The 14,321-nt window shown below is 56.5% G+C and carries 14 protein-coding genes and 4 tRNA genes; 4 read left to right on the forward strand and 14 right to left on the reverse strand.

The genetic code is table 11. The annotated features are described in order from the left end of the window. Positions 1 to 133: 133 nt before the first annotated feature. From lon to ACA069_RS18280, 8 genes are all read right to left on the reverse strand, one after another. Positions 134 to 2,530 (reverse strand): endopeptidase La, encoded by a 2,397-nt coding sequence (lon, locus tag ACA069_RS18245; protein ID WP_007917325.1) that lies wholly within the window; start codon positions 2,528 to 2,530, stop codon positions 134 to 136. Positions 2,531 to 2,693: 163 nt separating this feature from the next. Then, on the reverse strand, positions 2,694 to 3,977 hold the full coding sequence (clpX, locus tag ACA069_RS18250) for an ATP-dependent Clp protease ATP-binding subunit ClpX (protein ID WP_016775335.1): 1,284 nt from the start codon (positions 3,975 to 3,977) through the stop codon (positions 2,694 to 2,696). Positions 3,978 to 4,089: 112 nt separating this feature from the next. Further along, positions 4,090 to 4,725: an ATP-dependent Clp endopeptidase proteolytic subunit ClpP gene (gene clpP, locus ACA069_RS18255; protein WP_007951559.1), complete on the reverse strand. Its 636-nt coding sequence runs from the start codon at positions 4,723 to 4,725 to the stop codon at positions 4,090 to 4,092. Positions 4,726 to 4,817: 92 nt separating this feature from the next. Then, the gene (tig, locus tag ACA069_RS18260; protein ID WP_187680485.1) at positions 4,818 to 6,128 is read right to left on the reverse strand and encodes a trigger factor; all 1,311 of its coding nucleotides are present in this window, start codon (positions 6,126 to 6,128) and stop codon (positions 4,818 to 4,820) included. A 323-nt stretch (positions 6,129 to 6,451) separates the two neighbouring features. Next, positions 6,452 to 6,527, reverse strand: a tRNA-His gene (locus ACA069_RS18265). A gap of 76 nt (positions 6,528 to 6,603) precedes the next feature. Beyond that, positions 6,604 to 6,688 (reverse strand) — tRNA-Leu (locus tag ACA069_RS18270). A 57-nt stretch (positions 6,689 to 6,745) separates the two neighbouring features. Further along, positions 6,746 to 6,821: transfer RNA gene (locus tag ACA069_RS18275), tRNA-His, on the reverse strand. A gap of 32 nt (positions 6,822 to 6,853) precedes the next feature. Further along, positions 6,854 to 6,930, reverse strand: a tRNA-Arg gene (locus tag ACA069_RS18280). Positions 6,931 to 7,205: 275 nt separating this feature from the next. Here ACA069_RS18280 and folD point away from each other — a divergent pair. Both folD and pbpG read left to right on the forward strand, forming a co-directional pair. Continuing rightward, complete coding sequence (gene folD, locus ACA069_RS18285; protein WP_401272093.1) at positions 7,206 to 8,060, forward strand: bifunctional methylenetetrahydrofolate dehydrogenase/methenyltetrahydrofolate cyclohydrolase FolD; 855 nt, start codon at positions 7,206 to 7,208, stop codon at positions 8,058 to 8,060. Positions 8,061 to 8,290: 230 nt separating this feature from the next. Next, a complete protein-coding gene (pbpG, locus tag ACA069_RS18290; protein ID WP_187680487.1) occupies positions 8,291 to 9,229 on the forward strand; it encodes a D-alanyl-D-alanine endopeptidase in 939 nt (312 codons plus the stop codon). Positions 9,230 to 9,281: 52 nt separating this feature from the next. Here the strand turns inward: pbpG and ACA069_RS18295 are convergent, their stop codons facing one another. The 3 genes from ACA069_RS18295 to ACA069_RS18305 form a co-directional block, all read right to left on the reverse strand. After that, positions 9,282 to 9,485 carry a hypothetical protein gene (locus ACA069_RS18295; RefSeq protein WP_305438702.1) on the reverse strand — a complete coding sequence of 68 codons (204 nt, stop codon included), beginning with the start codon at positions 9,483 to 9,485 and terminating at the stop codon, positions 9,282 to 9,284. A gap of 12 nt (positions 9,486 to 9,497) precedes the next feature. After that, positions 9,498 to 9,704, reverse strand: coding sequence for a DUF6021 family protein (locus tag ACA069_RS18300; RefSeq protein ID WP_305438703.1), 207 nt, complete (start codon positions 9,702 to 9,704; stop codon positions 9,498 to 9,500). Positions 9,705 to 9,792: 88 nt separating this feature from the next. Then, positions 9,793 to 10,464 carry a C39 family peptidase gene (locus ACA069_RS18305; RefSeq protein ID WP_401272094.1) on the reverse strand — a complete coding sequence of 224 codons (672 nt, stop codon included), beginning with the start codon at positions 10,462 to 10,464 and terminating at the stop codon, positions 9,793 to 9,795. A 210-nt stretch (positions 10,465 to 10,674) separates the two neighbouring features. Between ACA069_RS18305 and ACA069_RS18310 the strand changes: the two genes are divergently transcribed. Then, positions 10,675 to 10,866, forward strand: a complete 192-nt coding sequence (locus ACA069_RS18310) for a hypothetical protein (protein ID WP_489880310.1) — start codon at positions 10,675 to 10,677, stop codon at positions 10,864 to 10,866. A 74-nt stretch (positions 10,867 to 10,940) separates the two neighbouring features. Here ACA069_RS18310 and ACA069_RS18315 read toward each other — a convergent pair whose 3' ends face one another. Continuing rightward, on the reverse strand, positions 10,941 to 11,690 hold the full coding sequence (locus ACA069_RS18315) for a TerC family protein (protein ID WP_187677661.1): 750 nt from the start codon (positions 11,688 to 11,690) through the stop codon (positions 10,941 to 10,943). 29 nt (positions 11,691 to 11,719) lie between these two features. Further along, positions 11,720 to 11,962 (reverse strand): hypothetical protein, encoded by a 243-nt coding sequence (locus ACA069_RS18320; protein ID WP_187677660.1) that lies wholly within the window; start codon positions 11,960 to 11,962, stop codon positions 11,720 to 11,722. A gap of 133 nt (positions 11,963 to 12,095) precedes the next feature. On the opposite strand from ACA069_RS18320, the gene nhaR reads away from it, so the two are divergent. After that, positions 12,096 to 12,995 (forward strand): transcriptional activator NhaR, encoded by a 900-nt coding sequence (gene nhaR, locus ACA069_RS18325; protein ID WP_401272096.1) that lies wholly within the window; start codon positions 12,096 to 12,098, stop codon positions 12,993 to 12,995. Here the strand turns inward: nhaR and ACA069_RS18330 are convergent. Further along, on the reverse strand, positions 12,990 to 14,153 hold the full coding sequence (locus ACA069_RS18330) for an MFS transporter (RefSeq protein ID WP_187677658.1): 1,164 nt from the start codon (positions 14,151 to 14,153) through the stop codon (positions 12,990 to 12,992). The two genes, nhaR and ACA069_RS18330, sit on opposite strands and share 6 nt — an antisense overlap. Between the last annotated feature and the right edge of the window lie 168 nt (positions 14,154 to 14,321).

A 14,321-nucleotide genomic window follows, 5' to 3' on the forward strand; every position in this document is an offset into this window, starting at 1 on the left:
ATCTATTTTGAGATGATTCTAAGTTTTTTGGTGAAAGCAAAAACGAGTGCTGAATGGCCTACAGACACTTAAGAGCCGCTTTATAACAAGGGCTCTAAAAAGCTGTCAAGGAAGCCACCCAGTCAAAAACGTATTAATGCGTGCTAATTCTTTCCTTAGAGTCAGACTCACGTTTTTCGTCCTTGGCAACTATCTCCGGAGCCACATCCGGCAAGGGCTCCGGCGCGTATTGCAGCGCAATTTGCAGGACCTCGTCAATCCATTTAACCGGTTTAATCTGCAGATCCTGCTTGATATTGTCAGGAATCTCCTTCAGATCGCGCACGTTCTCTTCCGGAATAATCACAATCTTGATTCCGCCGCGGTGTGCCGCCAACAGTTTTTCCTTCAGACCACCAATGGCCAGCACCTGACCACGCAGGGTGATTTCGCCAGTCATGGCGACATCGGCGCGCACCGGGATCCCGGTCAAAGCCGACACCAACGCCGTGCACATGCCTACACCGGCGCTAGGACCGTCTTTCGGGGTAGCCCCTTCCGGCATGTGGATGTGCGTGTCGCGCTTCTCGTGGAAGTCCAGAGGAATGCCCAAACTCTTCGCGCGGCTGCGCACCACGGTCAGAGCAGCAGTAATCGATTCGACCATGACGTCGCCCAGCGAACCCGTCTTGATCAACTGACCTTTACCCGGAACAACTGCCGCTTCAATGGTCAGCAATTCGCCGCCAACCTGAGTCCAGGCAAGGCCGGTGACCTGACCGATCTGATCCTGTTGCTCAGCCAGGCCGTAGCGAAACTTCCGCACGCCGAGGAAGTGCTCCAGCAAATCAGCTGTCACTTTCACCGAGAAACGTTTTTCCAGCGCGTGCTCTTTCACCGCCTTGCGGCAGACCTTGGCAATCTGACGCTCAAGGCCACGCACGCCAGCTTCACGGGTGTAATAACGAATGATGTCGCGGATCGCTTCCGCGTCGAATTCCAGCTCGCCTTTCTTCAGACCATTGGCTGCGATCTGTTTTGGCGACAGGTATTTGACCGCGATGTTGATCTTCTCGTCTTCGGTGTAGCCCGGCAGACGGATCACTTCCATCCGGTCGAGCAGCGCCGGCGGGATATTCATCGAGTTCGAAGTGCACAGGAACATCACATCCGACAGGTCGTAATCGACTTCCAGATAGTGATCGTTGAAGTTGTGGTTCTGCTCGGGATCGAGCACTTCCAGCAATGCCGACGCCGGATCGCCACGCATATCGCTGCCCATTTTGTCGATTTCATCGAGCAGGAACAGCGGGTTGCGTACCCCCACTTTTGTCATCTTTTGAATCAATCTTCCCGGCATCGAACCGATGTAAGTCCGGCGGTGACCGCGAATTTCCGCTTCATCACGCACACCACCAAGGGCCATGCGCACGAATTTGCGGTTGGTGGCGTGGGCAATCGACTCCGCCAGCGAGGTTTTACCTACACCTGGAGGACCGACCAGGCACAACACCGGGCCACGGATTTTCTTCACGCGTTTTTGCACGGCGAGGTATTCAAGGATGCGCTCCTTGACCTCTTCGAGACCGTAGTGATCGGCATCGAGAATGTCTTCTGCGCGCGCCAGATCCAGACGCACCTTGCTCTGGGCCTTCCACGGCACCTGCACCAGCCAGTCGATGTACGAGCGCACCACGGTGGCCTCGGCGGACATCGGCGACATTTGCTTGAGCTTGTTCAACTCGGCAGTGGCCTTGGCCAGCGCATCTTTCGGCAGACCGGCAGCGTCGATACGCTTTTTCAGATCTTCGATTTCATTGTGGCCTTCGTCGCTGTCGCCGAGCTCTTTCTGAATGGCCTTCATCTGCTCGTTCAGGTAGTACTCGCGCTGACTGCGTTCCATCTGCTTTTTGACGCGACCACGAATGCGCTTTTCGACTTGCAGCAGATCGATTTCGGCGTCGAGCAACGCCAAAACGTGCTCGACCCGGGCCGACAAATCGATGATTTCGAGGATTTCCTGCTTCTGCTCGATCTTTAGCGCCATGTGTGCGGCCATGGTATCGACCAGGCGACCCGGCTCATCGATGCTGTTGAGCGACGACAGGACTTCAGCCGGGACTTTCTTGCCCAACTGCACATATTGTTCGAATTGCGACAGCAGCGTGCGCACGAACACTTCGGATTCGCGCTCGGCAGCGTCGACTTCTTCGATCAGCGACACTTCGGCGCGGCAGTGGCCGTCGACTTCGCTGAAGCGCTCAACGGTACCGCGCTGCTCACCCTCGACCAGCACCTTGACGGTGCCGTCAGGCAGCTTGAGCAGCTGTAGAACAGTGGCGATGGTACCTACGCGATAGAGAGCGTCTTCACCGGGATCATCATCAGCCGGGTTTCTCTGGGCCAACAGCAGGATCTGCTTGTCGCCCGTCATCGCTGCCTCGAGGGCTTCGATGGATTTCTCGCGCCCCACGAACAGCGGGATAACCATGTGCGGATAAACCACGACATCACGCAATGGCAGGAGAGGCAATTCGATGGTTGTCTTCATGATTTCGCCTCTACGGCGGCCATATGGCCGTAATCAGATGGAATTAAGCTTGAAACCAAGATGGGGGCTGCCTTGAAAAAAAACAAGCGCAAAGCAGATGTAAAAAACGACATAAAAAAAAAGAGGCCCGAAGGCCCCTTCTTTATTCCGGCAGAGTGGACGCTTAAGCGTCCGGCGCTGCCTTGGCTGTCGGCTCACTGTTCTCGTAGATATACAGTGGCTTGGACTTGCCTTCGATCACACTTTCATCGATCACGACTTTGCTCACCTCGGACTGCGAGGGGATTTCATACATCGTGTCGAGCAGTACACCTTCGAGAATCGAGCGCAGACCACGGGCACCGGTTTTACGTTCCAGGGCACGTTTAGCGACCGATTTCAGCGCGTCGGAACGGAATTCCAGATCCACGCCTTCCATCTCGAACAGCTTCGCATACTGTTTGGTCAGAGCATTTTTCGGCTCGGTGAGAATCTGCATCAGCGCAGCCTCATCCAGCTCGTCCAGCGTCGCGAGGACCGGCAGACGACCGACGAACTCCGGGATCAGACCGAACTTGACCAGATCGTCAGGCTCGACTTCACGCAGGGATTCACCGACTTTCTTGCCCTCTTCCTTGCTACGTACTTCTGCGTTGAAACCGATGCCACCCTTGGTGGAACGGTTCTGGATGACCTTCTCGAGACCCGAGAACGCACCACCGCAGATGAACAGGATGTTACGGGTGTCGACCTGCAGGAATTCCTGCTGCGGATGCTTACGGCCACCTTGCGGCGGTACGGAAGCGACCGTGCCTTCGATCAACTTGAGCAAGGCCTGCTGCACGCCTTCACCGGATACATCGCGGGTGATCGACGGGTTGTCGGACTTGCGGGAAATCTTGTCGATTTCGTCGATGTAGACAATACCCATCTGGGCTTTCTCTACGTCGTAATCGCACTTCTGCAGCAGTTTCTGAATGATGTTCTCGACATCTTCACCCACGTAACCGGCCTCGGTGAGGGTGGTTGCGTCGGCGATGGTGAACGGAACGTTCAGCAGGCGGGCCAGTGTTTCGGCCAGCAGGGTTTTACCGGAGCCTGTCGGGCCGATCAGCAGGATGTTGCTCTTGCCGAGTTCGACGTCGTCAGCCTTTTTGTCACGCTGGTTAAGGCGCTTGTAGTGGTTGTACACCGCTACGGCCAAAACCTTTTTCGCACGCTCCTGACCAATTACGTATTGGTCAAGGATGCCGCTGATTTCTTTAGGCGAAGGCAATTTATGCGCGCTGCTTTCGGCCTGGGCTTCCTGCACCTCCTCGCGGATGATGTCATTGCACAGGTCGACGCACTCGTCGCAGATAAAGACCGAGGGGCCGGCAATCAATTTGCGCACTTCATGCTGGCTTTTGCCACAGAAGGAGCAATAGAGCAGCTTGCCGTTGTCCTCGCCGTTGCGGGTGTCAGTCATTCGTTCGATCCAAATCCGATAGGCTTGCAACACAAGATGAAGGCTATTGCGGGCTTTTTCAAGCCCGCCGCTGATCAGACGCGCCGACCAAGCCTATTTTGAGCTGCTTATTTTAAGCTGGGCGCTGGTTGATGACTTCGTCGATCAAGCCATATTCCTTCGCAGCTTCTGCACTCATGAAGTTATCGCGGTTGGTATCGCGCTCGATTTCTTCCAGAGTGCGACCGCTGTGCTTGGCCATCAGCGTGTTCAGGCGCTCGCGAATGAAGAGGATTTCCTTGGCATGGATTTCGATATCCGACGCCTGGCCCTGGAACCCGCCCAGTGGCTGGTGAATCATCACACGCGAGTTCGGCAGGCAGAAACGCTTGCCTGGAGCACCTGCGGTCAGCAGGAAAGCGCCCATGCTGCAGGCCTGGCCGATGCAGGTGGTCGATACGTTGGGTTTGATGAACTGCATGGTGTCGTAGATCGACATGCCCGCTGTCACCGAACCGCCCGGGGAGTTGATATAGAGATGGATGTCCTTGTCCGGGTTTTCCGCTTCAAGGAACAGCAGTTGCGCGCAGATCAGGTTGGCCATGTAGTCCTCTACCGGACCAACCAGAAAGATCACTCGCTCCTTGAGCAGGCGCGAGTAGATGTCATAGGCGCGTTCGCCACGAGCAGATTGCTCGACAACCATCGGAACCAGGCCGCCTGCGGCCTGGATATCAGAGTTCTGCTGAATATACGAATTACGGAACATGCTCTGCAGTCACTCCCAAATAGTTATGTCTTGAATACGCATAAGCCAGCTCGAGAGCTGGCTTATGTGAGCACTTCTTAACGCAAAAACAATCAGTCGGCTTGTGGAGCTTCTACCGGCTTGACCGCTTCTTCGTAAGAGACCGATTTGTCGGTCACGCTAGCTTTCTGCAGAACAGTATCCACAACTTGTTCTTCCAGCACAACCGAACGAACTTCGTTCAGTTGCTGGTCGTTCTTGTAGTACCAGGACACAACCTGCTCAGGCTCTTGGTAAGCGGAAGCCATTTCCTGAATCATTTCACGAACGCGGGCTTCGTCCGGCTTGAGGTCGAACTGCTTGACCACTTCAGCCACGATCAGACCCAGCACTACGCGGCGCTTGGCTTGCTCTTCGAACAGCTCGGCCGGCAGTTGGTCAGGCTTGATGTTGCCACCGAACTGCTGAACAGCCTGCACGCGCAGACGGTCAACTTCGTTGGACAGCAGAGCCTTAGGCACTTCGATCGGGTTGGTGGCCAGCAGACCGTCCATTACCTGATTCTTGACCTTGGATTTGATCGCCTGACGCAGTTCACGCTCCATGTTCTTGCGAACTTCGGTGCGGAAACCGTCGATGCCGCTTTCCTTGATGCCGAATTGAGCGAAGAACTCTTCGTTCAGCTCCGGCAGTTTTGGCTCGGAAACGGTGTTTACAGTCACGGTGAACTCGGCGGTTTTGCCAGCCAGGTCCAGGTTCTGATAGTCCTCAGGGAAGGTCAGGTTCAGAACGCGCTCTTCGCCAGCTTTAGCGCCAACCAGGCCTTCTTCGAAGCCTGGGATCATGCGGCCGGAACCCAGAACCAGCTGAGTACCCTTGGCGGAACCGCCAGCGAATACTTCGCCGTCAACCTTGCCAACGAAATCGATGTTCAACTGGTCTTCGTTCTGGGCAGCGCGATCGGCCACTTCGAAACGGGTGTTCTGCTTGCGCAGGATGTCCAGCATTTTGTCCAGGTCAGCGTCAGCCACTTCAGCGCTCAGGCGCTCAACGGTGATGCCGTCGAAGCCGGCAACGGTGAACTCAGGGAACACTTCGAATACGGCAACGTATTCCAGATCCTTGCCAGCTTCCAGCGACTTAGGCTCGATCGAAGGCGAACCCGCCGGGTTCAGCTTCTGCTCAACCACAGCTTCGTAGAAGGAGGACTGGATGACATCACCAACAGCTTCCTGACGAGCATCAGCACCGAAACGGCGCTTGATTTCGCTCATTGGCACTTTGCCTGGACGGAAGCCAGCAATCTTGGCCTTTTGGGCAGTCTGCTGCAGACGCTTGTTGACCTGAGTCTCGATGCGCTCTGCCGGCACGGTGACGCTCATGCGGCGCTCGAGAGCAGTAGTATTTTCAACAGAAACTTGCATGGATATTCCTCGTTGCACAGACGTTAGCCGGCCGTTTCCGACCCCAGAATCAAGGGCATGCATTCTAGTGGGTCAAACTCAAGAAGTCACCCTACTGAAAACGGGTAAAAAAACAGCAGGCAATTTGAAGGCGGGGACAAACGGTTATAACCCGCCCTGTTCGCAAATACAGCTAATCTCGCCAAGGCTCTGCGCCGACCTCTTCTATATATAGAAGCGCCGCTGCATCACCTTTCCTGCGACCCGAGCCGGCGGTCGCCGAAAATTCGAATCCGTAAAACAAAAAAGGCGCCAGACTGTTAAATCTGGCGCCTTTCGAAATATGGGGTGGACGATGGGGATCGAACCCACGACAACGGGAGTCACAATCCCGTGCTCTACCAACTGAGCTACGCCCACCATATTGCGTAACAAAAAAGCCAAACAACTTCTTTGTTGAACCTCACCAGCCCGAAGACATGAATGAAGCTTTAATTGGTGCGGATGAAGAGACTCGAACTCTTACGCCTCGCGGCGCTGGAACCTAAATCCAGTGTGTCTACCAATTCCACCACATCCGCGGATGAAGCTTTTAAAGCAAAGGCGCCAGACCGTTAAATCTGGCGCCTTTCGAAATATGGGGTGGACGATGGGGATCGAACCCACGACAACGGGAGTCACAATCCCGTGCTCTACCAACTGAGCTACGCCCACCATATCGCGCTACTTGTGCCAAAGCTGCCTAATGGCGCACCCGGCAGGACTCGAACCTGCGACCATCCGCTTAGAAGGCGGATGCTCTATCCAGCTGAGCTACGGGCGCCTTATTAATCTGTACTCTTAAAGGACTACAAACTAAGTGCTTTCCAGCGTCGCAGAACCTTGATTCCGCTTCACCTTCTTAACCAGTGCTAGGCTGTGCCCGACAAGTGCGACGAATAGTATAGAGCGCTCCCAAGGTCGTCAAATCCTTTTTGAAAAAAATTCATTTAATTAAAGGAGTTAGGGGAATTTGCTGACCAAGCGCCTTTGCCCTCACCGCACGACATGCGAGAATGCGTTCTCATTTTTTCCCCTCTCGATGGTTAATCACGCGCAATGACTGCACAACTAATCGACGGCAAATCGATCGCCGCCAGCCTGCGCCAGCAGATCGCCCAACGAGTTGCCGAGCGTCGCCAGCAAGGCCTGCGCACTCCCGGCCTCGCGGTGATCCTGGTCGGCAGCGATCCTGCCTCTCAGGTTTATGTCTCGCACAAGCGTAAAGACTGTGAAGAGGTCGGCTTCCTCTCTCAAGCCTACGACCTGCCCTCTGAAACCACTCAGCAGGCGCTGACCGATCTGATCGATCGTCTCAATGACGATCCGGCAATCGACGGTATCCTGCTTCAACTGCCATTGCCCGAGCACCTGGACGCCTCCAAGCTGCTGGAACGCATCCGCCCGGACAAAGACGTTGACGGTTTCCATCCTTATAACGTCGGCCGTCTGGCCCAGCGGATTCCACTGCTGCGTCCGTGCACCCCAAAAGGCATCATGACCTTGCTGGAAAGCACGGGCGCTGATCTTTATGGCATGGATGCAGTGGTCGTCGGCGCTTCCAACATCGTCGGTCGCCCAATGGCGATGGAGCTGTTGCTGGCCGGCTGCACCGTGACTGTGACCCACCGCTTCACCAAGGATCTGGCTGGCCATGTCGGTCGTGCCGACCTGGTGGTCGTGGCCGCCGGCAAGCCGGGACTGGTCAAGGGCGAGTGGATCAAGGAAGGCGCGATCGTGATCGACGTCGGCATCAACCGTCAGGAAGACGGCAAACTGGTCGGTGACGTCGTGTACGAAACCGCCCTGCCCCGCGCCGGCTGGATCACTCCGGTACCGGGCGGCGTCGGCCCGATGACCCGTGCCTGCCTGCTGGAAAACACCCTTTACGCAGCAGAAACCCTGCACGTCTGATCGGTATTTACGGCAGTACAAGAACCCCGCCTTGCGCGGGGTTTTTCATGCCTGAGAAAAAACACTTACCGTTCGCCGGAAACCCCTCTTTTTACAGGCCTTTTCACGAGATTTTCAGCTCGTTCAAACAACCATCGACAGATCTTCAGCCATACTTCTAGAATGCGACGCTTTGAAGAAATAACCCGTTACAAACTAACGGAATATCCAACCTTTATGAGTTCGCCCGCGTGAAAATTCGTCTTTCGATACTGAGCCTGTTTTTTGCATTTACAGGCACATTCATCACGCCAACGATCAACGCTGCGGAAACCACCGCTGCCCCTCGTGACGCTTCGCAACTGAAGATCGCCTCCGGCAGCGCCCTGCTAATGGATATGCAGACCAATAAAGTCATCTACTCCAGTAACCCTGACGTGATCGTGCCGATCGCTTCCGTCAGCAAACTGATGACTGGCCTGGTCGTGGTTGAAGCGCGACAGAACATGGACGAATGGATCGATGTCGATATCAGTCAAACGCCGGAAATGAAGGGCGTGTTCTCCCGAGTCAAACTGAAGAGTGAACTGCCGCGTCGCGAGATGCTGCTGATCGCACTGATGTCCTCGGAAAACCGCGCGGCCGCCAGCCTCGCGCATCACTATCCGGGTGGCTACGCAGCGTTTATCGCGGCAATGAATGCCAAGGCGAAAGCGCTGGGCATGACCAGCACTCATTTTGTCGAGCCCACCGGCCTGTCACCGCGCAACGTGTCTACCGCCCGCGACTTGAGCAAGTTGCTGGTAGCCGCGCACAAACAACCGCTGCTCACCCAACTGAGCACTACCAAGGAAAAAACCGTGGCGTTTCGCAAACCCAACTACACCTTGGGTTTCCGTAACACCGACCATCTGGTGAACAAGGACAATTGGGACATCAAGATCACCAAGACCGGCTTCACCAATCAGGCCGGGCATTGCCTGGTGCTGGTAACGAGCATGGGCAACCGTCAGGTTGCCCTGGTGATTCTTGATGCATTCGGTAAATACACGCACTTTGCCGATGCCAGCCGTATCCGCAGTTGGGTCGAGACCGGCAAGAGCGCCGCCGTTCCAGCGGTGGCTCAACAGTACAAGGCCGAGAAAAACCTGAAGTCGCGCCAGAGCGGCGTAGTTGAAGCCTCAAAGTAAATAGCAGCACAAAAAAAGCCCCGAGTGATCGGGGCTTTTTGCTTTCTGCGAATCAATCATTAGGCAATGGCATTTGGTCATCGTCGGGAATGCCATCGCCCTTACTCGGATCTGGCGCAAGCCCTGGCGCCACCAACGGCCGGGCCATTGGATCGCGCAATGGACTGTCCGGATCCAGCACCGGATCCACGCCCTCTTCAGGCGTAGTCGGCACGCTGTCCGGCTTTTGGTCATCGAAGCTTGAATCGGTACTCATACGCACCTCGCATCAAGGTTTCAGATCGGCTAACGGATCATAGGGTTTGGCCGGTTTTTGGTCGTCCTCGCCTGGCTTCACATCTTTCGGCGCCTTGGCGGGACCGATCGGGTCGACTTGCGGATCGGCGACATCCGGCGAATCCGGATCAAATCCCAGATCATCACCTGAGGAATGCTCGGAAGAATGCGGGCCTTGAGGGGATGGAGAATCTGTCATGTCGCCTCCTGATTTGCCCGCGAATTACGGGCTATAACCGTGAGAGGCCTGCCGGGTGCAGTCGTGCCCGGCAGATGACGAACGGAACTCAGTGCGCAGCCAGCGCCTTGCGCGCCTGCGCCGCTTCCGGCTCCTGACCCGCCCGGGATAGCTCATCGGCAGCCTTGAGCCAGCGCTGACGATCAACCGATGCCGGAATCTGCGAAGGCTTCTGGATCAATATGGCCCAGCCGCCGGACTTTTCGAATGCCGATTCAAAAGCACTGAAACTCATCAATTCGCGACGGTTCATGCCCGCACGCAACAGCACGTTCTGTTTATTACGATCGTAGCCGGAGAGAATCGCGTAGCGCGGTTCAGCCCAGAACGCCGAGCCCTCGCTGAAGCGCACCATCACTGGATAACCCGCCGCGACCTGAGTCAGCAACGCTGGCAAGCTCTTGTCCAACGGATACACGACCATGCCGTATTCCCGAGCCAGGTTCTGGATATTTTGCTGCAACTTGTCCTCGCCGCCGGGCAGGTGCAGCGGTTTTTCCAGCAAACCCGGGGTAATCACGATGCCCTGCTGCGACAGCAGGCTGGCCAACACTTGCGGCCCGGACTGATTGGCTTCGCCGCGATAGAACGTGCCGCTCAGCTCGACCCGCTCCGGCAATCGCTTGACCTCGGGCGCAACATTGCCTGCACACCCGACCAAAAGGGCCGCGCAGCCAACCGACAACAGCGCTGCACGAATTCGAGAAAATACCTGCACCATTGTCACTCTCTGTTCAGACGCCGGTCATCGTGTTCCGGCAAGGTTCACGATCATAGGGTGGTGCAAGGCTGCGGTATAGCCTTAAACCGTAGAGACATCGATTGCATAGAGCGAACTGATTGGTCACCACCGACCTTTGGTCAATAGCCTGAAACACCTGGTTGACTAGACTGTCACTGAAACAGAACGAATTGAAAAAGCGTGTGCCCGATGCAGGGCGAAGAGGAGGCACTGATGAGCCTGACCATGACTATCGTAATGTTGATTGCCGGTTGGCTGGCTGTTGCCGCCGCCATGTTGTGGGGCGTGTTGCGGATTGCGCGGCGTCATCACCACCCTGTTCAGTCCGCACCCGCTGAAAAAGCCGTGAAGCATCGTGTACGTCACGTAACTGCGCACTGACCGCCTCTAAAAGCCACCAACAAAAAGGCCGCCTGAACTCCGGGAGTTCAGGCGGCCTTTTGGCTTGTCAGCGTTTACGCTTGCACAGCCAACTTCTTCTGCCGGGCCCGGCGCGACAACATGTTCAGCACTTCAATCCCCGCCGAGAACGCCATCGCTGCATACACATAACCTTTCGGTACGTGGGCACCGAAGCCTTCGGCGATCAGCGTCATGCCGATCATGATCAGGAAGCCCAGGGCCAGCATCACGACAGTCGGATTGTCGTTGATGAACTTGGCCAGCGGATCAGCCGCAAGCAACATCACCAGTACCGACACCACCACCGCGATGATCATGATCGGCAAGTGTTCGGTCATACCGACCGCAGTAATGATGCTGTCGATCGAGAACACCATGTCGAGCAGCAGGATCTGGCCAATGGCGGCGGCAAAGCCCAAGGTCACTGTCGAGGTGGCCGATTTCGGGTCTTCCGGCGACGGGTCCATGCTGTGGTGAATCTCGGTCGTCGCTTTCCAGACCAGGAACAGACCACCGGCGATCAGGATCATGTCCTTCCAGGAGAAGGCCTGGCCGAGGATTTCGATGACTGGCTCAGTCAACTGCACGATGAAGGCGATGGTGCTCAACAGCGCCAGGCGCAGAATCAACGCCATGCCAATACCGATGCGACGAGCTTTCTGCCGATGCTGCTCAGGCAGTTTGTTGGTCAGGATCGAGATAAAGATCAGGTTATCGATGCCGAGCACGATTTCCATCACCACCAGTGTGGCCAAAGCAACCCAAGCGGTGGGGCTGGCGGCGAGTTCCAACAGATATTCCATGGTTCAGTCCTAACTCTGTGTAATACGGTTTAGATGGTTTTGGAGGACGATTCGGATTGTTCCGCATCTTTTTCCGTTGATTCTTTTTTCTCGATCAACCCGCCAGTGGCATCACTGAGCGCCTGTTCGGCGGCTTTATGGGTATCGTCGATAGCTTGCTTGGCGCTTTCAGCCGCCTTGCCCATCAACTGCTGGGCGCTTTTCTCGGCCTGATCGCAACCGGCCAGAACCAGTAAAGACGTAAACATCAGGACAGGGAATGTGTATTTCATGAGGTTTCCTTCGAATGAACAGACAGGGTCGCAGACCGGCCGTCGATGGCTGGGCATTCTAGGGAGGCAAACACTTCAGGAAAATTCGTATTTTTAGCGGCTATACTTCGGTTTTTACGAACTGAAGAACACCATGCTCAATTACCGACAGCTGCACTACTTCTGGGTTGTAGCCAAAACCGGCAGCATCGTGCGCGCCTGCGAACAACTGAACCTGACCCCGCAGACCATCAGCGGGCAGATTTCCCTGCTCGAACAGACTTACGGCATCGAGTTGTTCAAACGGGTTGGCCGGCAACTGGAACTCACCGAAGCCGGGCGTCAGGCCCTGCCCTACGCCGAACAGATGTTTCAGCTCGGCGGCGAACTGGAACTGATGCTGCGCGCCCAGCCCAATGAACAGCAGATCCTGTTCCGCGTCGGCGTCGCCGATGTGGTGCCGAAATCCATCGTCTATCGCCTGATCGCACCGACAATGGAGTTGAACGAGCCACTGCGCATCACCTGCCGCGAAGACAAACTCGAACGATTGCTGGCAGACCTGGCCATCCAGCGGCTGGATCTGGTGATCTCCGACAGCCCGATGCCATCGCACCTCGACATCAAGGGCTACAGTCAGAAACTCGGCGAATGCGGGATCAGTTTTTTCGCCACCGCCGAACTGGCGGCGCGCTACGGGCAGGACTTTCCGCGCAGCCTGCACGGTGCACCGCTGTTGATTCCCGGGGCGGAAACCGTGGTGCGCAGTCGTTTGCAGCGCTGGTTCGCCGAGCAGCAGATCCAGCCGCAGATCGTCGGCGAGTTCGATGACAGTGCCTTGATGCAGGCATTCGGCCAATCCGGCAGCGGGATTTTTATCGGCCCGAGCGTGATTGCCGATGAGGTGAAGCGCCAGTACGGCGTTCAGTTGATTGGCCAGACGGACGCGGTGACCGAGTCGTTCTACGCCATTTCGGTGGAGCGCAAGGTCAAGCACCCCGGCATCGTTGCGATTACCGAAGGTGCCCGACGCGAGTTGTTTACTACCTTATGAGGCGTCTGTGCACATTTCGCGCGGCTTGAGCGTCATCAACACCATGGCGAGGAATACCGACAGCAGAATAAACCCTGCAGCGGCGAATCCGAGAAAGCCCAGACCCGCGCTGTCGATCACCCGACCACCGACCATGGCGCCCAGGCCAATCCCCAGATTGGCCCCGGCAATATTCAACGAGGCGGCGAAGGCCGGCGCTTCTGGCGCGGCTTTCATCAGGCGCACGTGGCTGACCAGGAACAACGCCGCCTGGGTCACGCCCCAGATGCCCATCGCCACCGTCAGCCCCAGCGGCGAATGAATGTTCGGCACCAGCGACACCATGCCGGCAATCATGAACGCACAGAACAATACCGACGCCCCCAGCGGATGCCGATCCACCGCACGGCCGCCCAACGAGTTGCCGATCAGACCGACCGCGCCAAAGCCCATCAGGCACCAGCCAACCACCGTGCCGTTGAAACCCGCCAGGCGCTCAAGGATGTCCGCCAGATAGGTGTAAACGGTAAACATGCCGCTGAACACCAGGATCGACAGCACGATGTGGCCGATCATCAACGGGCTGCGCAGGATCTTGAACTGCGAGCGGAAGCTGACCTGATGCTGGTGCAGATTGGTTTTTGGCAAATAAACAAACAGCAACAGCGCCTTGGCAAACGCGATCACCGCGAGGATGCCGAACGCGCTGCGCCAGCCCAATGCATCGGAAATCAGCGTGCCGACAGGAATGCCGAACACCGTGGCGCAGACGATACCGAAGCCGATCTTGGCGATGGCACGGCCGGCGAAGTCCGGGCCGACGATGTCCACGGCCGTCTCGCTGGCCAGTGCCCAGAACACTGGAAGACCCAGCGCCGGGATCAAACGGGCAATCGCCATCACCCAGATGTTCGGCGCCAGTGCGGCAACGGTATTGGCCAGGCCGAACATGATCAAAATGCTGATGAACAGCTTGCGGCGCTCGAAGCGGGCGAAATACGCGGTCAGGAATGGGCCGAACATCGCCACAGTAAAGGCGAACAGCGTGACCAGCAGCCCGGCCTGCGGGATGGTGACCGCAAGGTCGCGGGCAATCGCCGGCAGCAGGCCGACGATGACGAATTCCGTGGTCAGTACCGTGAATCCGGCGGCAGACAACAGAAGGATGGGCAACAGCATGGGGAACTCCAACAAAACGACGACACCAGCGATGACCGGAGGGCCCGCTGGCAGAACTTGAAAATGAGGATGGAGAATCTTAACAGAGTGTTTCCAGCCTGACTTGCACAAAGCTGCCGACTTGCCGATCAATCGAGTGGCAGATCGTCACAGGCCTGAAGGACAAAG

The sequence above is a fragment of the Pseudomonas sp. LBUM1652 genome, assembly GCF_059716105.1.

Bases quoted from the DNA above. Each gene is read 5' to 3' on its own strand.
- lon (WP_007917325.1), bottom strand. From the start codon at position 2,530: ATGAAGACAACCATCGAATTGCCTCTCCTGCCATTGCGTGATGTCGTG.
- clpX (WP_016775335.1), bottom strand. From the start codon at position 3,977: ATGACTGACACCCGCAACGGCGAGGACAACGGCAAGCTGCTCTATTGC.
- clpP (WP_007951559.1), bottom strand. From the start codon at position 4,725: ATGTTCCGTAATTCGTATATTCAGCAGAACTCTGATATCCAGGCCGCA.
- tig (WP_187680485.1), bottom strand. From the start codon at position 6,128: ATGCAAGTTTCTGTTGAAAATACTACTGCTCTCGAGCGCCGCATGAGC.
- folD (WP_401272093.1), top strand. From the start codon at position 7,206: ATGACTGCACAACTAATCGACGGCAAATCGATCGCCGCCAGCCTGCGC.
- ACA069_RS18295 (WP_305438702.1), bottom strand. From the start codon at position 9,485: ATGAGTACCGATTCAAGCTTCGATGACCAAAAGCCGGACAGCGTGCCG.
- ACA069_RS18300 (WP_305438703.1), bottom strand. From the start codon at position 9,704: ATGACAGATTCTCCATCCCCTCAAGGCCCGCATTCTTCCGAGCATTCC.
- ACA069_RS18305 (WP_401272094.1), bottom strand. From the start codon at position 10,464: ATGGTGCAGGTATTTTCTCGAATTCGTGCAGCGCTGTTGTCGGTTGGC.
- ACA069_RS18310 (WP_489880310.1), top strand. From the start codon at position 10,675: ATGCAGGGCGAAGAGGAGGCACTGATGAGCCTGACCATGACTATCGTA.
- ACA069_RS18315 (WP_187677661.1), bottom strand. From the start codon at position 11,690: ATGGAATATCTGTTGGAACTCGCCGCCAGCCCCACCGCTTGGGTTGCT.
- ACA069_RS18320 (WP_187677660.1), bottom strand. From the start codon at position 11,962: ATGAAATACACATTCCCTGTCCTGATGTTTACGTCTTTACTGGTTCTG.
- nhaR (WP_401272096.1), top strand. From the start codon at position 12,096: ATGCTCAATTACCGACAGCTGCACTACTTCTGGGTTGTAGCCAAAACC.
- ACA069_RS18330 (WP_187677658.1), bottom strand. From the start codon at position 14,153: ATGCTGTTGCCCATCCTTCTGTTGTCTGCCGCCGGATTCACGGTACTG.